Origin of the sequence: Sphingorhabdus sp. Alg239-R122 (assembly GCF_900537065.1) — a bacterium.
Classification (GTDB): domain Bacteria; phylum Pseudomonadota; class Alphaproteobacteria; order Sphingomonadales; family Sphingomonadaceae; genus Alg239-R122.
Genome location: NZ_UNRC01000016.1, coordinates 1 through 19,718 on the forward strand (window position 1 = coordinate 1; position 19,718 = coordinate 19,718).

General features: G+C 51.3%; 26 protein-coding genes. 2 read left to right on the plus strand and 24 right to left on the minus strand.

Annotated features, from left to right (window positions below; genetic code table 11):
* The 20 genes from G6Q15_RS11690 to G6Q15_RS11785 all read right to left on the minus strand — a co-directional run.
* On the minus strand, positions 1-516 hold a 516-nt coding region (locus G6Q15_RS11690; RefSeq protein ID WP_205518164.1), incomplete at its 3' end, for a sigma factor.
* Entirely contained in the window at positions 513-1,244 is a 732-nt protein-coding gene (gene fliP / locus G6Q15_RS11695) for a flagellar type III secretion system pore protein FliP (protein ID WP_164119017.1), read from the minus strand. The genes G6Q15_RS11690 and fliP, both read right to left, overlap by 4 nt.
* Positions 1,241-1,669: a flagellar biosynthetic protein FliO gene (locus tag G6Q15_RS11700; protein ID WP_164119019.1), complete on the minus strand. Its 429-nt coding sequence runs from the start codon at positions 1,667-1,669 to the stop codon at positions 1,241-1,243. The genes fliP and G6Q15_RS11700 overlap by 4 nt, the downstream gene beginning before the upstream one ends.
* Complete coding sequence (locus G6Q15_RS11705) at positions 1,666-2,004, minus strand: FliM/FliN family flagellar motor switch protein (RefSeq protein ID WP_164119020.1); 339 nt, start codon at positions 2,002-2,004, stop codon at positions 1,666-1,668. Before G6Q15_RS11705 ends, G6Q15_RS11700 begins: the two co-directional genes overlap by 4 nt.
* A 24-nt stretch (positions 2,005-2,028) precedes the next feature.
* Positions 2,029-2,871, minus strand: a complete 843-nt coding sequence (locus tag G6Q15_RS11710) for a flagellar motor switch protein FliM (protein WP_164119023.1) — start codon at positions 2,869-2,871, stop codon at positions 2,029-2,031.
* A gap of 71 nt (positions 2,872-2,942) precedes the next feature.
* Positions 2,943-4,130, minus strand: coding sequence for a flagellar hook-basal body complex protein (locus tag G6Q15_RS11715; RefSeq protein ID WP_164119025.1), 1,188 nt, complete (start codon positions 4,128-4,130; stop codon positions 2,943-2,945).
* A complete protein-coding gene (locus G6Q15_RS11720; protein ID WP_164119026.1) occupies positions 4,127-4,591 on the minus strand; it encodes a flagellar hook capping FlgD N-terminal domain-containing protein in 465 nt (154 codons plus the stop codon). Before G6Q15_RS11720 ends, G6Q15_RS11715 begins: the two co-directional genes overlap by 4 nt.
* Positions 4,592-4,620: 29 nt before the next feature.
* On the minus strand, positions 4,621-5,508 hold the full coding sequence (locus G6Q15_RS11725; RefSeq protein ID WP_205518165.1) for a hypothetical protein: 888 nt from the start codon (positions 5,506-5,508) through the stop codon (positions 4,621-4,623).
* A 297-nt stretch (positions 5,509-5,805) separates the two neighbouring features.
* Positions 5,806-7,140 carry a FliI/YscN family ATPase gene (locus G6Q15_RS11730; protein ID WP_205518166.1) on the minus strand — a complete coding sequence of 445 codons (1,335 nt, stop codon included), beginning with the start codon at positions 7,138-7,140 and terminating at the stop codon, positions 5,806-5,808.
* A 5-nt stretch (positions 7,141-7,145) separates the two neighbouring features.
* Entirely contained in the window at positions 7,146-7,877 is a 732-nt protein-coding gene (locus tag G6Q15_RS11735; protein WP_164119033.1) for a hypothetical protein, read from the minus strand.
* A gap of 2 nt (positions 7,878-7,879) precedes the next feature.
* Positions 7,880-8,302: a hypothetical protein gene (locus G6Q15_RS11740; RefSeq protein WP_205518167.1), complete on the minus strand. Its 423-nt coding sequence runs from the start codon at positions 8,300-8,302 to the stop codon at positions 7,880-7,882.
* Entirely contained in the window at positions 8,277-9,548 is a 1,272-nt protein-coding gene (gene fliF, locus G6Q15_RS11745; RefSeq protein WP_164119038.1) for a flagellar basal-body MS-ring/collar protein FliF, read from the minus strand. Before fliF ends, G6Q15_RS11740 begins: the two co-directional genes overlap by 26 nt.
* 15 nt (positions 9,549-9,563) lie before the next feature.
* Entirely contained in the window at positions 9,564-9,908 is a 345-nt protein-coding gene (fliE, locus tag G6Q15_RS11750) for a flagellar hook-basal body complex protein FliE (RefSeq protein ID WP_164119040.1), read from the minus strand.
* Complete coding sequence (flgC, locus tag G6Q15_RS11755; protein WP_164119042.1) at positions 9,905-10,333, minus strand: flagellar basal body rod protein FlgC; 429 nt, start codon at positions 10,331-10,333, stop codon at positions 9,905-9,907. Before flgC ends, fliE begins: the two co-directional genes overlap by 4 nt.
* Positions 10,333-10,677 carry a hypothetical protein gene (locus tag G6Q15_RS11760; protein ID WP_164119045.1) on the minus strand — a complete coding sequence of 115 codons (345 nt, stop codon included), beginning with the start codon at positions 10,675-10,677 and terminating at the stop codon, positions 10,333-10,335. Before G6Q15_RS11760 ends, flgC begins: the two co-directional genes overlap by 1 nt.
* Positions 10,678-10,693: 16 nt before the next feature.
* On the minus strand, positions 10,694-11,776 hold the full coding sequence (locus G6Q15_RS11765) for a flagellar basal body P-ring protein FlgI (RefSeq protein WP_240330881.1): 1,083 nt from the start codon (positions 11,774-11,776) through the stop codon (positions 10,694-10,696).
* Between the two features lie 47 nt (positions 11,777-11,823).
* Positions 11,824-12,432 (minus strand): flagellar basal body L-ring protein FlgH, encoded by a 609-nt coding sequence (locus G6Q15_RS11770; protein WP_164119046.1) that lies wholly within the window; start codon positions 12,430-12,432, stop codon positions 11,824-11,826.
* Between the two features lie 9 nt (positions 12,433-12,441).
* Positions 12,442-13,161 (minus strand): hypothetical protein, encoded by a 720-nt coding sequence (locus tag G6Q15_RS11775; RefSeq protein ID WP_164119048.1) that lies wholly within the window; start codon positions 13,159-13,161, stop codon positions 12,442-12,444.
* Between the two features lie 6 nt (positions 13,162-13,167).
* On the minus strand, positions 13,168-13,935 hold the full coding sequence (locus tag G6Q15_RS11780; protein ID WP_164119050.1) for a flagellar hook-basal body protein: 768 nt from the start codon (positions 13,933-13,935) through the stop codon (positions 13,168-13,170).
* Positions 13,936-13,941: 6 nt separating this feature from the next.
* Positions 13,942-14,649, minus strand: a complete 708-nt coding sequence (locus tag G6Q15_RS11785; protein WP_164119053.1) for a flagellar hook basal-body protein — start codon at positions 14,647-14,649, stop codon at positions 13,942-13,944.
* Positions 14,650-15,089: 440 nt separating this feature from the next.
* Between G6Q15_RS11785 and G6Q15_RS11790 the strand changes: the two genes are divergently transcribed.
* Complete coding sequence (locus G6Q15_RS11790; protein ID WP_164119055.1) at positions 15,090-15,518, plus strand: hypothetical protein; 429 nt, start codon at positions 15,090-15,092, stop codon at positions 15,516-15,518.
* Between the two features lie 789 nt (positions 15,519-16,307).
* Positions 16,308-17,255 (plus strand): hypothetical protein, encoded by a 948-nt coding sequence (locus tag G6Q15_RS11795; protein WP_164119057.1) that lies wholly within the window; start codon positions 16,308-16,310, stop codon positions 17,253-17,255.
* Between the two features lie 274 nt (positions 17,256-17,529).
* Here G6Q15_RS11795 and G6Q15_RS11800 read toward each other — a convergent pair whose 3' ends face one another.
* The 4 genes from G6Q15_RS11800 to G6Q15_RS11815 form a co-directional block, all read right to left on the minus strand.
* On the minus strand, positions 17,530-17,904 hold the full coding sequence (locus G6Q15_RS11800) for a hypothetical protein (RefSeq protein ID WP_164119059.1): 375 nt from the start codon (positions 17,902-17,904) through the stop codon (positions 17,530-17,532).
* A 158-nt stretch (positions 17,905-18,062) separates the two neighbouring features.
* On the minus strand, positions 18,063-18,443 hold the full coding sequence (locus G6Q15_RS11805) for a hypothetical protein (RefSeq protein ID WP_164119061.1): 381 nt from the start codon (positions 18,441-18,443) through the stop codon (positions 18,063-18,065).
* Between the two features lie 51 nt (positions 18,444-18,494).
* Entirely contained in the window at positions 18,495-19,166 is a 672-nt protein-coding gene (locus tag G6Q15_RS11810) for a transposase (RefSeq protein ID WP_164119063.1), read from the minus strand.
* A 134-nt stretch (positions 19,167-19,300) separates the two neighbouring features.
* Positions 19,301-19,708 carry an Imm39 family immunity protein gene (locus tag G6Q15_RS11815; RefSeq protein WP_164119065.1) on the minus strand — a complete coding sequence of 136 codons (408 nt, stop codon included), beginning with the start codon at positions 19,706-19,708 and terminating at the stop codon, positions 19,301-19,303.
* Between the last annotated feature and the right edge of the window lie 10 nt (positions 19,709-19,718).

A 19,718-nucleotide genomic window follows, 5' to 3' on the forward strand; every position in this document is an offset into this window, starting at 1 on the left:
TTCGTCTTCAGTATCATCACCATAAAAACATGTGCCCTCAAGCATCAATCCAAAAGCAAGGCCTGTTGCCAGTTTCGCAAGCTGTTCAAGCGCCGTTTCGTCCTGCCCTTTTTGAGCAAGAGAAATCGACCTAAGCCGCTCCTGTTCGATCTTATGCCGCGTTCGAATTTGCCTGTTAACTTCACTTATCGCCGCAATCCCATCGGCAATATTGCCTGCTATACGCCGCCTTGCATACCCTTTGAAATGACCACTGCGACGCGGATCAAACTTGCCAATGGCTTCCAACAGTCCCTCATAGGCCAATTGTTCTATTTCGATGCGCTCAACATTCTGCCGCAAACGTTTAAAATATTGCTCCTTGGCTATCTTCCTCGCCAATGACTGATATATGCTGAAAAGCGCTTGTTTTGCGCCCACATCACCTTCATTAATGAATTTTCGCCACAAGATAGCTTCGACCCATTTCTGGATACGCAGAATGGCAAGACCGTTCTTTTTGATGCTTCCCTTCATCTGAAACTGCCAAGCACTCCTTCAAGCACCAGCGCCCAGCCATCAATCAGTACAAACATCAAGACCTTGATGGGCAGTGATATAGTGGCAGGTGGTACCATCATCATGCCAAGCGAGAGCAATACGCTCGAAACAATAAGGTCAATCAGCAGGAATGGTAGCAATATTACGAAGCCGATCATGAAGGAAACCCGCAATTCATTGAGAATAAAAGCAGGCACCAGCTTCGGTAAGCTAACCTCTTCCGGACTACCGGGCAGGTCCTCCCCTGCTATTGCGTAGATGGTTTCAAGGTCCTCATCACGCACCTGTCGCAACATAAACTCGCGCAGTGGTTCGCTTCCCTGCTCCATGGCCTGCTCAAGCTGAACCTCACCCGCAATATACGGCTGTAACGCATCTTTATTAAGTGCTTCGAAAGTTGGGGACATTGCAAAAATTGTTAAGAACAATGCCAAACTAATCAAAACCTGATTGGGCGGAGTTTCAGGCATGCCGAATGCATGACGTACCATAGCCAGCACAACGATTATCCTTATGAAGCAGGTCATGCTGATGAATAATGCTGGAATAAGGGCCAGCAGAGTAAGTGTAATGGCAATCCGAACAATATCATCTGAACCGCCTATTGCAGGCGAAACAAGCTGGGCGGCATGGGCGGTTTCTGAAAAAACTGCAAATAAGGTAGAGAATGTGCCAACACTGCATGTCTTTAATAAAGTCGTCATGCTTCCACCTCCACCGTATCCGGTTCGGTTACTGCTGGGTAACTATCCAGTAATGTGGAATGCGAAGGTGCGACCAGCACCAAATACTCCATATTCCCGGAACGGATTTTGAATATTTCGCTCTGGGGGCCTATCCTGCAACTATCAAGAACTCGAATATCGCTGGCGCCCTCGCCTGATTTGACCTTGAGCAAGGCCCCGAAATCGAGATTCCTGTTGCCACGATTTCGTGCGCGCAAAATGAGCAACACCAAAAGGCCGAGACCTAGCGAAACCACAAAAGCTATCAGAATCCGCCAAAAGGAAATATCTGGCCCTTGGTTACCTCCCAGTTGCTGAGCATAAGCCGGAGAGAGCAAAAACTGCGAGATCACCGCGCACGATAAAATCCTGCGCGCAAGATGAAAATAACCGAATAGATTCAAGACTTTATTTCTTTAATACAAATGCCGAAATTATCATCTACGGCAACGACTTCGCCAAGTGCGACAACCTGTCCATTCAATTTCAATTCCACAGGCTGACCCAGTGAGGCATTCAAGGTAACCACTGATCCGGTTTTGAGTGCGAGCAGCTCCGCAACACTCAGCCGAGCCGAGCCAATAAATGCCTCAAGCATAACCGGCACTTTATCTACGACAGATCTTTCAAAGGCGGTTGCAGCCGAATTTGCGGAGTTGGCTGGGGAACCGGTATCGTCATTCCAGACAGAGAGCTCTTCGTCGTCGCCTGCCGGTTTATGTTCAATCTTTTCACTCATGAGGGATACTCGTCTTTTGCTTTATCATTTTATTTCCAGATAGAAACCATCTTCATTTTGCCGCAACGTACAGGCTGGTATCGCACCAGCATTGCCATCAACGGTCAGCTCGATATTATCTTCTACACTCTGGTCAAGTATAAGTACGTCGCCCGCTTCCAGGGCATTCAACTCTGCAACTGATAGGCTTGTGGCTCCAATTCTGCCCCCTATAGTGACAGCGCAGTCGCCAATGGCATGCATCCTGTCTGTAAGCTGTGTGTTCCGATGCAGTGGCTTGGACATGCGCAAGCGGTGACGGATAAGCACGTCTTCATGTACTGCAAAACCAAGGCGTATTGACCGCACCTGGTTTTTGCCCACAACTTCCCCTGACCAGAAACTATCGGAAAGCATGGCGTTTGCCGTTTCCATTGGCGCGGTATCCGGGAACCCGGAAGGGTTTTTGAGGACATCCGACAAAGTGGTTGTTATCCTGTCGTAAAGGTCATCAAGGCAACGCTTGCCAAGAGTCAGTAAAACAGATTTGTCTGCCTGCGAAATGCGCGTAACGGGCATATCCATGCCCAACAGAAGCAAAGCAAGTTCCAGTTCGGCATTTTCACAATAGCCTATCGCCATTTCTCCACCAAAAAAGCGATAGAGCAATTTTGCTTTCTTCTGTGCAGGCACTTCTAGCTTCAAACCGTTTTTGGATGCAGCTTTTGTTGGAACGGCAGCAGTTTTCTTTACTGCCTTTGATGCACCTTTATCTAAATTTTTGCCGTTTGTTCCCGGCGTTTTTTTACTCGGCTCCTGTTTCTTTGACAATTTCAGGTCGCAAAAATCAAGTGAAGGAAACCAGGCATGCCCCCATTCACCAATCACACTGCCGATACATGATGCTACGCCATTTGCTACAATTGCATTTTTTGGTAGCCAAGGCCGATACGGGACCGTCAACCCTGCCCCCTGATTCCAAATAATTGCTGTATCATATCATTGGAAACACTCACAAGTTGCGACGACGCCTGAAAACCACGCTGGATGATGATCAATTCGCCAAACTGTGCAGACAGGTCCACATTCGAAGCTTCCACACGGCCCGACAGTACACGCCCAACCTGCGGATCGTCACTACTGAACAGCCGCCTCTCGCCCTGTTCATTGAATACGAATAGGCCGTCACCAATGCTCTCAAGATTCTGCAGGTCCTTGAAATCAGCCAGAGCAACTGGCCCAAGCGTTTCCGTCTCCTCGTTGGAATAACTGAGTTCTATTTCCCCATCAGCGTTGGTGGTAATGTTGGTGACGGCTCCAACACCGTACCCATCGACAGTGCTTGATCGCATGGTCGATACTGTTCCTGATGAAAACGAGGTGATATTTTCAGAAAAATCGAGTGTGACCGAAAGTCCTTCTGCTTCCGTATCCTCTATTACAATCTGCGCAGTGTCCGGGTCGATCTCACCCTGCTCGAACCGGAGCACACCTGTCCCAACTTCACGATCATCTGCATTTGTGACAGTGACATTCCAGACATTACCCGCCGCTTCATCATCCCGGGTAAATTCTATTTGCCAGACTTGCGCTTCACCAGCGGCATCATAGACCTGTATATCGCTAATCACATGCTCGATTGCTGTTGACGAAAGATTGTCAGCAAACTTGATTTCGGTTGTTGCAACGGGCGGACTTGTACGTTTTGAATCAACATTCAGCTCAACCGCGCGTCCCGCATCGTCTAGCACGGCCAACCTGAACTCTGTGCCTTCAAGCTTTATGTGGCCATCTTCGGCGACCACAAAATTACCTGTGCGTGTGTAGAACGTTTTATCCCCGTCAAGCAGTACGAAAAAACCCGCTCCGTCAATACCAAGGTCAAGCCCGTTTTCCGACTGCCGCAAATCGCCCTGGCGAAAATCAATCTGCAAATCGTCCATGCGGACCCCATTACCGCCGCTATTACGGTGGTCATATAGCCCAAAATTTGTACCGGAAAACGTGTACATATCACTAAAGTCGACATCGGTCGCCTTGAAACCCGATGTGTTGAGATTAGCTACATTGTTGCTTATGACCCTCAATCCCTGAGAATAGGCTTCAAGGCCGCTCATCCCCGTGTATATTGCGCCCAGCATGCTCATTCGCCTGTCCTTATCTGTATTACGCTGCCAATCGAAATATTGCTGATGGTCTGGCCATCTGCAGTCTCGATAGAGATACGGGGTTGCCCGCCCGCAAAACTAATCGCAGTGACCTTGCCGCTAAGGGTCGTGGATCCTGCGGGGACATCCACTATTTGTCCCAACAGCCCTGTCGCCTGATTGGCCGACTGTGCTGCAAGAAGATTGTCCATCTTATCATTAAGGCTCTGCGCTTGCTGTATCTGCGAAAACTGGCCAAGCTGTGATACAAATTCAAAATTATCCATCGGCTTGAGCGGGTCCTGATAGGTGAGCTGGGTCAGAATTATCTGCAGCAATGATTCAAAACCTAACCCAAAAGCATCCGTGGCTTCACTGGCTCCAACACCGCCGCCATTGTTGGCAGGCGAAGGCCCCGTGACTGATGGGTCAGGTACAGACGGAATGGGTGTTACTTGCATGATATTTTCCTAGTTTACTGCTCTTACACTCAGGCGAATTTCGTCCCGTTAAATTCAAAGTCAACATTGTAAAGACCATGGACTGCCAATAAAGAGATCATGTCTTTTCCCGCCTGATGCCGTTCAGCTTGTGTCAGGTTTTTGGCATACACGACTAATCGCACACCCGAGCGCAAATTTTGCAACGCCACCTGCAATGGGATGTATGAACGCTGTGAACGCAGCTCCATCAGCTTTGCCACAGCCACACCTTCCGATTGCGAATGGCCGCCCTGAACAGCTATCTCGCCGCTCTTGCTCATACTGGCAGCCTGCACTGAAAACGCGCGATCAAAAACAGGCCTGACCACATCAATACCCTGTCCTGCACTATCAGCTGCGAATGACAGAAGCGGGGCGAACACGGAAGTGCGCGCGCGTGGCACCCTCTCAAACTCTAAATCCAATGTAGGAGCCGCACGCGCCTGCAGCGGTGTTATATTTTCCCGTTGGTGATCAATAATATTACCGGCAGATGCACGACCTTGCCCGGTAATTTTACCAGATTTTGAGCGCTTGTCCGCACCTTTCACTTCACCAAGCTTGCCGAATAGCCCATCTTCATTGAACGCTCTTGCCCTATCCGTATCTCCGGAAAGTGCCAGAACGCTTGCAAATGATTGTTCTCCTGCACTGCCGCTGGAAAGAGCAGGTGGCGAAACGTTCCTGGAGGCAATATTTTCGGTAGATATATTGCGTCCCGCTATCAGGGCTTCAGTACCATTACCGCCCATTATCATGGCTCCTATTCCCAAATCGGTCCGCAGCATCGCCCAAGTCTTTTTCCTGGATGCGCTTGCGATATTTCCTGTTCGCTTCCCTCTCAAGATCACGCACCAGTTGATGTTGCAATTCTGCAAGCAACCAACTCTTTTCATTATTATTAAGCCTTTGATCCGCAAAAGCAACCAGTTCATCAGCCTGATCCAGCTGCTGCTCCTTTTGCAGCAGCAAGGCAGCTCTATGCTGCATCATTTCCGGCGAAAACTCAGCCGCTTTCAGGCTCGTCTCCCATTTATCAGCCGCACCATCACGTTCGCGTGTCACATCAAGCCGTATTTCCTGTGCACGCTCTTTCGATCTTTTAGCCGTCTGGACGTCTGACAGGGCTTGGTCGCACTGCACTCGTTTGATACCACTCAACTCTTCCAACTTCCTGATCAACCTGCGCTTACTCATTCTGGCACTCGCATCAACAAATTGGTCAATTTGTCCAGACTCGCATCAAATTCAGACCGCGTATCTTGCCCTTGCGACAGGAAATCCATAATGGCTGGCCGCATGGCAATCGCCTGATCCAGCTCGCTATTTGAGCCACTACGATAAACACCGCTTTCTACCAGAGTGCGTGATTCCTCATATATGGACAGGAGCTTGCGCAAAGTCGTCGCCGCCTGTCTGTGCTCTTTGGACATCAACTTTTCGGCCTGGCGACTGATGCTGCGCGACACGTCAATTGCCGGGAAATGTCCTTGCTCGGCCATCTGACGCGATAATATGATGTGGCCGTCCAACAGCGACTTCATCATTTCCGCAATGGGGTCGTCCACATCATCGGTTTCAGCAAGCACAGTCATGATTGCTGTTATCGCTCCACCAGATCGCAGCGCGCCGCAATGTTCCACAAATTTGGGAATGGCCGTGAATACGCTTGGTGTATAGGCACGTATAGTCGGCGGCTCTCCGGCCGCCAGTCCGATTTCGCGCATTGCCATTGCCAGACGCGTGACGGAATCCATCACCAGCAGTACATGCTCACCCCTGGACCGCCAGTAATTGGCAAGCGCCAAAGCATAATGCCCTGCGCGCATTCGCAGTGCAGCGCTCTGATCCGAAGTGGAAGCAACCATTGTGAAGCGCTCCGGTTGGCTGGCTCCCAGGCATTTTTGCCACATTGCCTCAACTTCACGCCCGCGTTCGCCGACCAGACATATTATACAGCGGTCGCAGCCGACCTGACTGGACAATTGTTCAATCAGGCTGGTCTTACCTACTCCTGCCGCAGCAAACACCCCAACCCTTTGTCCTTTTGCCAAGGTGAGCAGACCGTCAATCGACCTGACGCCGGTTTCAAGCCGATCCTGCGACGCCGCACGTTCCAACGGTCCAGGATTGGCAAGGACAGGGCTGGTCAGCATGTCGGCGACAATCGCACCTCTGCCGTCAATCGGCCTGCCTAGCGAGTCGATCGCGCGGCCGGCATAGCTGTCTCCCACTCCCAACGATGAATGAGCATGCCCACCGCCTATAACACGGGCATTTAGCTGCACACAGGTATTGGCTTCCAGCGGAAGCAAGGTGACTTTGCCACTTTCCACACCGACCACCTCCGCTGCAATCGACTGCAAGTGAGGGGAGTGATCAGATTTCTGTTCAATATTGCATATATCGCCAATCGAACATATCGGCCCGTCTGCCTCAATATGGGTCAGTCCTATCCGTTTGACACGGCCATAACAAAGCGCAAGGTCCGCAGCCTTGACGTGACCGATAAAGGAATGAGGCGCCATGACGCTCATCCCCCGTTCGCCAGTTGCTGAAGCAATTCGCGCAGTCTGGTGACTTGCAGTTCAGGGGCAATTTCCAGGATGCCAAGTGATAGTTTGATCCGGCAATCCCCACTTTCCAGGCTAGGGTCGCAGCGTAATTCAACATCGTCCTGAAGTCCGGGGATTCGCGCCCTAGCTTGTCCGGAGTCCGGAAAATCATCTGCGCTTACCACAACGGACAATATAGTTTCATCCTTGATCTGTCTGATCCGGTTTGAAATTGCGCTCACGACTAGGTCCGATAGATCATCACGGCTATCAAATATTTTCGCGAGCCCCTCATGTGTCAGAGCGGCTGCAAGGCCATCCAGAGATTCCAGTTTTTGCGAGAATAGCTCAAGCGCTTCCTGAGATGCCTTACCGAGTTGTTCATGTTTTACCTGCGCTTTTGCCGTACTATTTTCTGCTCCCGCAACCTTTCCTTTTTCGAAAGATTCCAGCCGAACGTTTTCGATTTCCTCTTTGACCAGAATATATTTCTTTTCGAGTTCAGCGTAAGATGTCTCCAGAGCCTCTAGCCTGGCCTCTGCGGCATCTTGGACCTGCGGTGCATCCTCACCGGGCTTTGCAGTATCTTGCTGTTCCTGCGCAGCGTTACTCTCTAGCTCTTGCGAGACATTAGCTGCAGTTTGTATCTTGCTAAAAGGGCGCACTGCTTCGAACGCTCTTTCGGATCCGGATTTGATAATACGTCCCACAGCTATTTCGCCCTGGAGAAAAGAAAGTTGGAGACTTTTTGGACAAGTGACATACCCGGAGCCGACTGCTCCTTACCCGTTTCTGTTTCAGCGCCCTCTTTCTCTTCCAGTATTTGCATGAGCGTGGAATGCGTTTTTTCGGTAACGGTATATCCCGGCGTAAAGCCCCTTGCCCGAATAGGTTTGACAGTATGTATGCGGCGACGCAGAAGCGGTGAATATTGCGCATATCTGGTATCTGCTTCTTCTGCCTTGGGCTCTTCTTCATCCTCCTCCGATGTATCTGAAATCAGCGCAATGAGCTGATTGGCGGCAGCCTCCGGCAACAAGGCAAGCACGGCTTGCCTGTCGGCTTCGGACATGGAATCAAAACGATCCAGAAGCTTTGCAAATTCAGGATCAGGACTGTGCATTATCATGCTCATTCAGGCCATCAAGCTTGGCCTGCAATTGTTCAGCAAAGCTAGCTGGATCATCTGCATCGCCAGCAGTCTGCACCGGTTTTCTGCGCAGGAAGATAAAAAGCAATATACAAAGAAATAACGCAGCCAGGCCGATGCTCCACCAGTATGTGATCGGTGATACCCTGAATGGCAAGGTTGGTTCGGGCGATATTGTTGGTGGTGCGTAATCGGCAGCCGCTGGCGCACGCGGCGGCGTGGAAACTGCAGGATCTGCTACAAAGAAAATCTGATCCCCCAGCGCTTCATCATACCCGATTGCCTCTGCAACCGTTTCGGTCATGGCCGTCTTGGTCTCCGCTTCTGGCGTGGCGCGGAAAGTCACGACCACAAGCAACCGGTAATCCCTTTCGCCAGCTCCCGGCAATGTTCCGCCAAGCTGCTGCGTCAAACCGGCTTCACCGCGGTCAACCTTCTGTCCGGCTTTCGATGGGATATTGGACACGGCGACCGATATTTCGGGATTGCGCCCCGGAAACTGCCTTCCCAGTGCATCACGGATGCGCGCTTCATAAAATTTTTGCACCGCCGTTTTTTCCTGCGGCTGCACATTTTCAGTTCCCCCTCTGGGAACGGTGTCACTAATGACACGTCCTGCGGCATCAATGACAGAAACATTCGCCAAGCTCAGGTCGGACACGGCCGCCGCAACCAGCTCCTGTATCCCCCGTACGGTGGACTTGCCGGGCTTCCTGCCCGGCACAGGCTGTATTGTGACAGCCGCCTTGGCCACGCTCTGATCTCTCCTGAAAATGGCACGCGCCGGAAGCGCCAGATGTACGCGTGCATTTTCAATGCCATCTATCATCATTATGGTTCGAGATAACTCTCCCTGAAGTGCACGCTGATAATTGATCTTCTGTGCAAATTCAGTCAGCCCCATATCCGACTCGTTGAACAATTCAAATCCGACAAGCCCATTGATTGACAGATCTGACCCGGCAATGGCAATCTTGGTGGCAGCCAGGTCATCCGCTGGCACCAATATCGTGGTTTCCTCATCCGTAAATTGATACGGAATATTGCGGCCTTCCAGTTCAGCCACCACAGCGGCAGCCTCAGCCGGACGTAAGTTGGTATAAAGCGGTTCATACTGTTCGCGAAAAAACACGAAATAAACGGCAAACAGGAAGGTTGCCGCAATCGTTATGGCAATCACGCCCAGCAATATCCGCCTTGACAGCGGCATTTTGGAAAAATTTTCAAACATCAGATATATGCATTCCTACATCTGCATGTTCATGATTTCGCGGTACCCCTCGACCAGCCGTGTCCGCACCTGCAGCATCAATTCGAACGAGAGGCGCGCCTCCTCAAGCGCAAAAGTGACCTGGTGCAACGGCACGGAATCATCAATTGCAAAGCTGCGCACCATGTCATTCGCATGCGTCACCTTGTTTTCAACTTCGGCAATACGCGACATTAATATGTCGCTGAACTCAGTAGCTTGAGTGGCTTTGTCCTGCGCGGTTACCGCTACGTTGGCAATTTCGGACGGTGCATTCATCTGCGACAATATGGGTTGCTGGATATCTGCCAGGCCCACTGCTGCGATAGGATCAATCGTCATTGCTGTTTCCCTATATCCAGCGCGCGAGAATACATTTGCATGGAAATGTTGAGTGCCACGAGATTGGCTTCATAGGCGCGTGAGGTTTTGATCATGCTGGTCATTTCCGCGGCATGGTCAATTTCCGGATAGCTGACAAAACCATCAGCATCAGCATGTGGATGCGCTGGTTCATATACCCTGCGCACGCCCTGGTTCTGGGCCTCCACGCCGTATACGGTGACACCTTGCATGGGCGGAACTGCTGAGCGTTGGCTCATAACCTCACCAAAACTGACTTTCGGCCCCGATACCAGCTTCAGCGGGCGGTATACGCCGCCATCAGCCGTCCTGCTGGTGTTCACATTGGCGATATTCTGGGCAATGACCTGCAGCCTCTGCCACTCTACATCAAGCCCCGACATACTGATTTCCATAGCCTGCATTATTGACCTCCGCTTGCCGCCAGCCGGCTAAGCTGTGTCTGTCTGTTCAGCACATCAATGAGCGCGGCATACCGCGCACCCGTTGACGCTGCCATTGCCATTTCCATATCCAGTCGTACCCCACCGCCATTTTTGGATAATGGCGACAGTTCCATACGCGGCTGCACATCACGTATTGACTGCACACTCATGTTCGCCGCCTCTGCCAGCGCTTCTTCAAAACTGACCCGCACCGGCCGGTAGTTCGCTGTCTGCGAATTAGCGATGTTTTCGGCAATCGCGGTCATACGCATGGACAGCCCGTCCAGCGCTTTGTTGATCAAAATGGCTGATACCTGATCCATTGCTACCTATCCTGTCTCATTGCACAACTATTTCGGCGTGCAGTGCGCCTGCGGCCTTGATAGCTTGCAAAATGCTAATCATCCGGCGGGTATCGATACCCGAACGGTTCAACCCCTGTATGAGGCTGCCGACTGTGGTATTCGGAAAACTGACGACAGCATCATCAGATCCCTGATCCACATCAAGCTCGGTGTTTGTGATAACCAGACTGCTCACATCGCTTGCAAAACCGCCAATGAAACTGGGCTGCGATGCGGCGTTTTCACTGCGGATCGATATTTTTATATCGCCTTGTGAAATGACAACGCTCGATATGTTGACATTGCCACCCGCTACCACTGTGCCCGACCTTTCATTGATTACTATTTTGGAGGACACATTCGGCATGACAGCGATATTTTCAAGTTCTGACACAAACCGTGCCAGTTCATATTTCGCGCCCGGGAAACGGATGTTGATCTCATCAGCATTCACGACATTTGCGGTGCCATAGCCGAAGCGCTGGTTGATAGTGTCAGAGATACGCTGCGCTGTTGTAAAATCGGGATTGCGCAACACAAAGCTGAGCGTGTTGTCGCTGCGCAATATACGTGCATCGACCGCGCGTTCGATCGTTGCTCCGCCAGGCAAAACCGCGCTTGTCGGGTAGTTGCGTTGCTGCAGGTTGAGATTCGCTTCAAAACTGTAACCGCTGGTCACCAACGCGCCCTGCGCCAGCGCATAAGCCTGACGATCCGGTCCCTGCAGCGGGGTCATAAGCAAGGTACCACCCGCAAGACTGCGCGCATCGCCGATGGAAGATACAGTGACATCGATACGGTCACCGACATTGGCGGAAGCGGGCAGCGTCGCTGTGACAATGACAACAGCGACATTACGGCTACTAATCTGGTCTTCGGTAACATTGGTGCCCAGACGGCTGAGCACATTTTGCAGTGCCTGCCGCGTCACGGCATTGCGCCGCGTATCACCGGAACCGGACAAACCTGTCACAATGCCATATCCGACCAATGCATTATCCCGCCAGCCCTGGAAACGGCCCAGATCCTTTACAGGCACGTCGTTCGCCACAACCGGCCATGCGGTCACAGCCATCATGAATGCCGCTGCAAGAGCAGTGAATCGACGCAAAAAAGAACGCTGCATCATACCAGCCCCAGAAAATTGAAAATCCTGGTGATCAGGCCCGGCTTCGCGCTGCGTGAAACAAATCCCTGACCATTATAATTAATCTGCGCATCGGCAATACGCGATGACAGGATGCGGTTGTCACTGGTCATGTCGGCCTCGCGGATACGGCCGCGAATGGCAATATCGGTAGCTTCGCCATTGACGTTCAGTTTCTGCACGCCGCCAATCACGAAATCCCCGTTGGGCAATACCTGCTCGACTGTCACACTAAGCTGCGCCACCATCCGGCCGCTGCGCCGGGTCTCCCCGCGCCCCGAATAATCCCCGCCAAAGGATATCCCGCCCGATTCACTGAACGAGCCACCGGAAATGCCTCCTGACAGGGAAGTACTCTTGCCCGTGCCGTTCTGGGCGCTATTCACGGCGCTGGATTGCTCATAAATCACGACGGTGACCAGATCGCCCACCTGCTTTGCACGCCGATCCGAAGCCAGTGAGGACCAGCCACTATCCGCAAAAAGATTATCCGCCTTTGCAGGCACGGGGGAAAACATTGATAGCAAGAGCGGCACTGCGATTACAGCGGCCTTGCCGCGTCTGGCCTGTATGTCTGAAAAACGCATTTCTATTCCTTATTCACTTCCTGCCACATCATCGCTCGACGCCATGTAAGGCACGGACATAACCGTTCCGTCCTGCGCCTGCACAAACAGTCTTTCACCAGACCTGCCAGCCTGAATGGTGCGCACATGCCTTTCAACGGCAACCGGCCCCTGTCTGAACCTGAACACCAGGTCCGTCCCTCTATCCACAACCGGTTTCGCCGGAATGCGAACATTGCCCAAAAACGTGCCCGCATTCAGGTCGCCATTGGCACGCAGCACCATATGGCGCCGGTCAAAATAGACAGCCCGCGGTCCTTTCCTGCCATCACATGCAGATTCTGTAACATCGCCGCGTTGAATAATCGCGCCGCCCATCACCGCGGCAGCGAGGCTGTAACACAAGGTATTAGTATCACCAGATTGCGCATCCGGCCCTGGAGCAACCGACACCCGCAGCATATGTCCGCCACCATTCGAATAATGCACATGCAGCGCCGGTACCCGCCGCCGCACAAGCGCCGCGAGCTGACGCTCGCTCAATTCGAAACTGTCACTACCCGGTGGTAGCTGCAGTATCTGCATATTTGCAACTTTGGCCCGAAGTTCCGGCGGAAGCGCCGATATATCGGCTATATCGCGCATAACCACATTGCGATCTTCTGTCACGATCTCAGTCTGGTTCAGCAACACCACGTTGAACGGCTGCAGCATCCCCAGAAACATCAAAAAGGCGGGAAGCAATGACATTGTCGATTACCGGCGCAAGCCGTTCGCGATCCCCATTAGCTGGTCCGCCGCCTGCACAACCTGCGCATTGGCCGCAAACGAGCGCTGCACCAGCGTGAGCTGGACCATCTCTTCGGTCAGCTTGACATTGGAACCTTCAATTGCCCCTTGCTCAATCAGGCCAACGCCATCTTCACCCGGTGCGGCATCACGTATTCGCACATCAGGCGAGGCTAGATACAGACTGCCATCAAGACGCTCTATACCTTCACTGTCTGTCAGCTTGACCAGATTGATCTGTCCCAATTCTACCTCACGCTTGTCGTCTGCGGTGATGGCGCGCACCAGCCCGCTACTGTCAATATTCAGATCGGTAATATTCTCGGGAATGTTGATCATCGCGCGTAGCGGCATGTTGTTGGACGCGGCCAAAAGGCCTTCCTCAGTCACTTTCAACGTGCCACCACGCCACAGGTAAGTCTGCCCGCCAGGGCCCAGCAATTCAATGAACCCCGGCCCGTTGACTGCAATGTCAAGCGCCCGTCCGGTCCGCCGCAAATCGCCCTGCTCCAACAGCATGAATTCGCTGTCGGCTATTACGCCCGCCGGCACTGCCCGTTGCCGCACATCTACCGTGACGGCATCTTCCAGCCGGCTCGCCATAATCTCGGTAAACCGCACATCCGACCGTTTGAAGGTAGGGGTATTCAGATTGGCGATATTGTTGGCAATCGTATCCAGCGCCTGTTGCTGTGATTCCAGCCCTACAGCACCTACATAAAAAGCTCCGTTCATCTTACCCTATCGTCCTCCCTGCCCGAATGTTGTTATCGCCCTGCCGATCAGGTCATCATAAACCTGCACCAGTTTCGATCCCGCCTCGGCCTGCCGTATCGCGGCCATCATTGTGATCATTTCTTCCGCCAATCCGACATTGGAAGTTTCCACCATCCCCTGGCGCAGCACGTAGTTGCCTGCCATCATCATGACCGTTTCAGGCGCCGCGAACAGCGACCCGCTTACAGGCCGCATGGACTGCCCGTCTTCGGCGGAAAAGATTGCAATCTGCGCCACTGGCAGACCGTCTTCCAGCACCGTGCCATCCTCAAGTATTTCCGGGCGGCCGCTGCTCAGGACAATGTCACCGTCCATGCCCTGCACCGCAAAACCCTGGCTGTTCACAAGCCGGTCATCCGCGTCCAGCCTGAACTCGCCCTGCCGGGTGAAGAACATGTTTTCACCCGCACCCACCATGAAAAATCCGCTGCCGCTAATGGCCAGGTCGAGCGGATTGCCCGTCTGTCGCAGCTTGCCCTGCTCCATATCGGCATGCGCCGTATTTTGCACCCGTATGCTGTCGTTTGAATCGACTGGCGGGAGCAATTCGGCAAACGGCACCTGCCGCTTGAAACCGCTGGTCGTAATATTGGCTATGTTGTGGGAAACGGTCTCGAGCTTGCGCTCGGTAGCCGTCAGAATTGCACTCCCGATTTCAATGATTTCGCCCACAGAATCCCCATTACATTTTTGTAATGCGCTATGGTAAAATAAAATTCTTGTAAAGCTGCATTGCATGCACAGTGTGCATGGAAATTGAAGGGCATCATGCCGTCACCCCTGCCAGAGCGCGGGATTGACACACCAGATGTGCCGGATTTGGAAACTAAATATTTTACATCACATATGGACCAAACAGTCCCCCTTAACTTTTCTATCGGCAAAAATTCACATTGGTTTAGCTTTTTTCCAAATATGCCGCCTCGCCGCGGCAGGTATAGAAACAGCCTGTATCGATGATGCCCTGGTCTGTGGAAAATAGCGCGATAACCTCACCATGGCCCCGCTTGTGTTCATTACGGGGAAGCTAAAGGACGGGCAAACTGTCTAATTGATGCAATAAATTTCCCACAATATACTCCATACATTCTTTACTAGAACAGAAGGGAAACATGAAAACAACACACGGAAAACCTATTATCTTCGCTTCACTTGCCGGGCTTATGCTAAGCATGACAGCGTGTGAACCAGCTGGAAATGTTGATGCACCCGATACACAAGAAGCGGCTAACGGGGATGATGCCAACAGTGACGATGCAGGCAATACCGGCACCGATTCAATTCCGCAGTTCGTTTCACTGAAACCCATGACACTTGAGGAAAAGAAAGCAGCCATCACAAAGGCTGAGGCTGATTTTGAAAAGGAGAACGGCGCGCCCGATTCCTCGCCAATCGCACTCATCCTGTGGGATAAGGACAAGCTGGAGGCCCGCAAGGCCATTCAGAAGATGTTGCTCGAGCAGCAGCTCCTCGGCTTCGGCCTCACCCCTTGCCCGAACGATGTTTGGGACGGTGACTGCACTCTTGTCGTGGTGAATTAGGTCCGTTTGAGACGACGGGATAGACAGGGGTATAGCCCTCGCTGCTCGCGCGCCAGTATTTGACCTCGCTGTCCGCCAGTGTCGCACCGGTCGACTGGATCAGGTAGTTCGGACCTCATGGTCCGGGCGTTTGAGGGGGCTAAAGCCGCTTTCGTTTATAAGAAAGGTGGGAGCCTGTAAGGTGGCTCCGCTGGCGCTTGTTACAGGGCTGTTCGGTTCTTGGCTTCCCTTAGCTTCGCACCCAGGAGCGTGTTGAACCTGCCATTTGTTGGATAATCTTGTTGGGTTTGTCCTACATGCACGGGGAGACTATTAGGTGGCTTTGCTGGCGCTCGTTACGTGGCTATTTAGGGGTTAAGTAAACTGTTACCGTAATTCTAAACTGTCACCGTAATTCCCGTAATTCCGTAATTGCTGCTTTCCAGTATTTGACCTCGCTGTCCGCAAGCGTCGCACCGGTGGACTGGATCAGGTAGTTCGGGCCATTATGGTCGGGGCGTTTGAGGAGGCTAAAGCCGGGCAGCGTTTAGATAACGACCTTGCCTATAAGTGTATCTATCAGAAGAGGGGCGGGAGTTTGTAAGGTGGCTCCGCTGGCGCTCGTTACATAAGAAGCGCCGAACTTGCACGTTAGCATGGGGCGGGCATGTAGGACAGGGGGCTGGTGGTGTCATTCGTCTGCAATGGATGTAAGGTAACCATCTTTACCCATCTGCACTATAGGGAGAAGGATAGCGTTTTTTGGATTACTTTAATTCTGCTTATTCTTTGATATATTAAGGATAATCAATGTTCCTACCATACAACGATGAAATTTATTTGGCGGGTTTCGCGGATTGCCAACCTTCTGAAACCATCGAAGGCAAACAACTACCCTATATTGCAACGGCTTGCATTTTCGCGGTCGATAACGAACAGCGGTCCTTTGACGTCCCTGTCAAAAAATATGACGGATACTCGCTCAAACAGAAGGCCAGAGCAGCAGACGAGCTGGCCAAGTATATCAAGGGATTGTCGGAGGACGGAATCGCATTATTGGGCACTGCGTCTTCTCATCGCCAAACAACCGTTGCTGAGTTTGGTTTGCGGTTAGCGTCCGAATTACCAAATGCAGAAGTAGTTGAACACTACGGCGGATATAGGTTGAATTTCGGAGACGATTTTATATCACTTGCCGACGCAGCAGCTTTACTGTTCTACACTTTTGTCGCGAGGTTCGGTATTCTTCGAGCCGGACTGCGATTTGGTGAAGGAGAGAAGCGATTTCTAATGCTGATGGACAGTTTCCCATCGGAAAAACTTGAACCAGGGCAAAAGAGCAGGCTGACGAAATTCGTCGAATACGCAATTGCAAACACAGAAACTGGCAAAGGGATAACGGCAGAAGACGCAAAACTCGGTATAACTACGAATTATGGACACCTTAACAAATGGAGAAAATCTAATGCCCATCCGCCGATGAAGGGTAAATCTCATCCATTGCTCAAGCTGCCGGACTGGGCAGCGGCATGTGCAAATGCAGTAACTTTCCCCACCGAATTTGCCTCACAATTTTCTAGAGAGGTTGACGCACGCAAAACAGCGGAAGCGATGGAAAGGCTATGGAGTGCATTCAAAAGTCATAACATTTGGTCATTTGGTGAAGAGGTTTTGGATCACATAGTTATTTCGAATTCCGAATTGGATATTCCAGAGCAAGCCAAGGAATGGCTGCGCGCCAAGGCAGGAGCTATTTAGGGGTTAAGTAAACTGTCACCGTAATTCTTGGACACAAACGCCGTGCGAAACTGCGCACCTTGCTATCTGGAACTGCGCACATGGGAAGATTTCCTACATGCGCAATATTATTGCAAAGGTCGCAAAAGCCCCTCTCGTGCGCGGCAGAAATGCGTTCTGGGGTGTTGGGAATGTATGACGAGCGCGGACGGTATGAAAGAGCCGAGTGCGCGGATTCATGTGGAGAACCGTTAGCGCCTTGGGGCTAGCATGGTGCAGGGTGTGTAGGACAGGGTCATATCGCCCTGTCCGAATGCATATAGTCGACGACATAGTCGGGGAAAATATCGGGCCGTCTATCATAGAGAAACAGCAGGAAGTCTTTCACTTCCCTGTCCTTCAGGCTGGGCGGGTAAATCCAGATATCCGCGTCCGGGTCGGTCTTTGAGTACAGCATCAGCACTTCAAAGGGCATAAACATGGATTTGGCCCCTGCATTGCCCTTATACTGGCCCTCCATCATATGGATATCATCATAATCAATGCTGTGCTCAGCATGGCGTTTAAACAGGCTTTGATAGCCCCATTTGCGCATATAGATACGCTGGTCATCCCATGACAAACGGTATCCCCGGTCAATGGAATAGGAAATGCCCATCGGAACAATCATTAGAAAAAATGTGCCTACTACAACATCCCATTGGTTCGTTTGAAAAATTGCTATGTAATTACCAATTAGATAGACCAAAAAAACAATAGTAAAAGGTATGGCCTGACTAGGCGGCATTTTTCTTGTGAAATACCTTTTTGACCTTGCCATACACTACCCTATCTGTCTTTCTCTAGATTTTGGACACCGTTTGGATAGCTGGAATAAACGGATTCAAAATATTGTCTACCCACATTGTTGACCGGATTGGCCAAACCGCCCTTTATCGCATATTCGGGGCGAACCTGCACCGCTATCTGCCCGTTATTATAGCGCGTGTTCAGCGATTTATACTGTGCAAGTGGGCCAAGTCCTTTATTCACACCATAGAATTTAACATCGGGAATAATAGCACCGACTGTAGAGCCTACAGCAAAATTCCATGCTACGTCATTGAGGTTAATACTCTCTTGATAACCGAAGTGTCGATTTGTTAGCTGACCTGCAAAATTGCCTGTCGCACCATAAATCCCCCCATTGATAGAATTGTTAAAGGTCACACTCCCCGTTCTGACCACCTGAATTACGGTGACAGTTTACTTAACCCCTAATTAGGCTTTTGCAACAGCAGGCTTGGGTCCGCGTTTTTGCGGCCTGAACTGCAACCCACTCTTACGCTCCATATCTTCAAGCCATTCAGCCGAGCCGACTGGGCGGCCTATGCTTTCCGCCTTGCGCAGCGCTGCATAGGTGAAGTCCTCGTCAAATGCTTCATCAAGAAATGCCTCAAAGTCACCCACCCGCTCCAGCGCCGGTGCCACTGTTACCGCATGATCATCCTGCCCCTTGATCAGCGCCCTGGTACTTGACCATGGCCAATCCTCGGCCCGCTTCACAAGGCCCGCCCTGACAGGGTTAAGCGCCACATAGCGCAAGGCCGCGGCAAGATGCGTATCATCCATTGCGACCGAGCCGAAACGGCCCTGCCACAAATGTCCTGTCTTGCGCCTGCGTGCATTGACATAGCCGGTATAACGGCGGTGCACATCGCCAAATGTCCGCCGCAACCCATCCTCGTCCGAGGGTACAATGACAATATGCACATGGTTTGGCATCAGGCAGTAGGACCATATCTCACAATGCGCGTCTCGCGCAGCATCGCCCAATAGGTCGAGATACAGCTCATAATCGTCATCTTCAAAGAATGTTTGCGCCCGCCCATTGCCACGCTGTGTCACATGATGGGCTATACCGGGTAATACAATACGGGGAAGGCGGGCCATACGACATAGCTACGGTAATTTAGGGGTTTAGTAAACTGTCACCGTAATTTCTAGTAAACTGTCACCGTAATTTCCGTAATTTTGTCACCGTAATTTCGTAATTCCCTGGCGCTTGTTACAGCGCTTTGCCTATCTCAGGCATCCACTTCCATCTCCACCAGCAGTTCCTCTAGCCGGTCGGTTTTGAGACTGTATTTTTTGCCCGCATGAACCAGCGCAATCAGCGTTGCCTTGCGGAAGATGGTAATCAATTCGTCTTTTGATGATTCTATTAAAATATGTGTATCAAGCTCCATGGCCAACGGTAAATCACCGTGTTGTTCATTTATTCTTTCATAATGCGGCTCAACGTCATTTTTCAAACCATATCTAAGAATAAGGCCAATCCATTTAAATGGTGCATTGTCTAAGTAGCCAGAACAAATAATTTCTTGTTCTAGCTCATCACGAACAATACTCGTTATTGACCAAGGTTTAAATAATTTCAAATTTGCTTCTGTGAGAGAAACACCGCTTATTACTAGCTGCCGATTATGAGCCATATTATTAATT

Excerpts from the sequence above, each read along its gene's own strand:
- fliP (WP_164119017.1), bottom strand. The coding sequence starts at position 1,244 with ATGACGACTTTATTAAAGACATGCAGTGTTGGCACATTCTCTACCTTA.
- G6Q15_RS11705 (WP_164119020.1), bottom strand. The coding sequence starts at position 2,004 with ATGAGTGAAAAGATTGAACATAAACCGGCAGGCGACGACGAAGAGCTC.
- G6Q15_RS11715 (WP_164119025.1), bottom strand. The coding sequence starts at position 4,130 with ATGAGCATGCTGGGCGCAATATACACGGGGATGAGCGGCCTTGAAGCC.
- G6Q15_RS11720 (WP_164119026.1), bottom strand. The coding sequence starts at position 4,591 with ATGCAAGTAACACCCATTCCGTCTGTACCTGACCCATCAGTCACGGGG.
- G6Q15_RS11725 (WP_205518165.1), bottom strand. The coding sequence starts at position 5,508 with ATGAAAAGAGTTGGTTGCTTGCAGAATTGCAACATCAACTGGTGCGTG.
- G6Q15_RS11730 (WP_205518166.1), bottom strand. The coding sequence starts at position 7,140 with ATGGCGCCTCATTCCTTTATCGGTCACGTCAAGGCTGCGGACCTTGCG.
- G6Q15_RS11740 (WP_205518167.1), bottom strand. The coding sequence starts at position 8,302 with ATGAGCATGATAATGCACAGTCCTGATCCTGAATTTGCAAAGCTTCTG.
- fliF (WP_164119038.1), bottom strand. The coding sequence starts at position 9,548 with ATGTTTGAAAATTTTTCCAAAATGCCGCTGTCAAGGCGGATATTGCTG.
- fliE (WP_164119040.1), bottom strand. The coding sequence starts at position 9,908 with ATGACGATTGATCCTATCGCAGCAGTGGGCCTGGCAGATATCCAGCAA.
- flgC (WP_164119042.1), bottom strand. The coding sequence starts at position 10,333 with ATGCAGGCTATGGAAATCAGTATGTCGGGGCTTGATGTAGAGTGGCAG.
- G6Q15_RS11760 (WP_164119045.1), bottom strand. The coding sequence starts at position 10,677 with ATGGATCAGGTATCAGCCATTTTGATCAACAAAGCGCTGGACGGGCTG.
- G6Q15_RS11765 (WP_240330881.1), bottom strand. The coding sequence starts at position 11,776 with ATGATGGCTGTGACCGCATGGCCGGTTGTGGCGAACGACGTGCCTGTA.
- G6Q15_RS11770 (WP_164119046.1), bottom strand. The coding sequence starts at position 12,432 with ATGCGTTTTTCAGACATACAGGCCAGACGCGGCAAGGCCGCTGTAATC.
- G6Q15_RS11775 (WP_164119048.1), bottom strand. The coding sequence starts at position 13,161 with ATGTCATTGCTTCCCGCCTTTTTGATGTTTCTGGGGATGCTGCAGCCG.
- G6Q15_RS11780 (WP_164119050.1), bottom strand. The coding sequence starts at position 13,935 with ATGAACGGAGCTTTTTATGTAGGTGCTGTAGGGCTGGAATCACAGCAA.
- G6Q15_RS11790 (WP_164119055.1), top strand. The coding sequence starts at position 15,090 with ATGAAAACAACACACGGAAAACCTATTATCTTCGCTTCACTTGCCGGG.
- G6Q15_RS11795 (WP_164119057.1), top strand. The coding sequence starts at position 16,308 with ATGTTCCTACCATACAACGATGAAATTTATTTGGCGGGTTTCGCGGAT.
- G6Q15_RS11800 (WP_164119059.1), bottom strand. The coding sequence starts at position 17,904 with ATGATTGTTCCGATGGGCATTTCCTATTCCATTGACCGGGGATACCGT.
- G6Q15_RS11810 (WP_164119063.1), bottom strand. The coding sequence starts at position 19,166 with ATGGCCCGCCTTCCCCGTATTGTATTACCCGGTATAGCCCATCATGTG.
- G6Q15_RS11815 (WP_164119065.1), bottom strand. The coding sequence starts at position 19,708 with ATGGCTCATAATCGGCAGCTAGTAATAAGCGGTGTTTCTCTCACAGAA.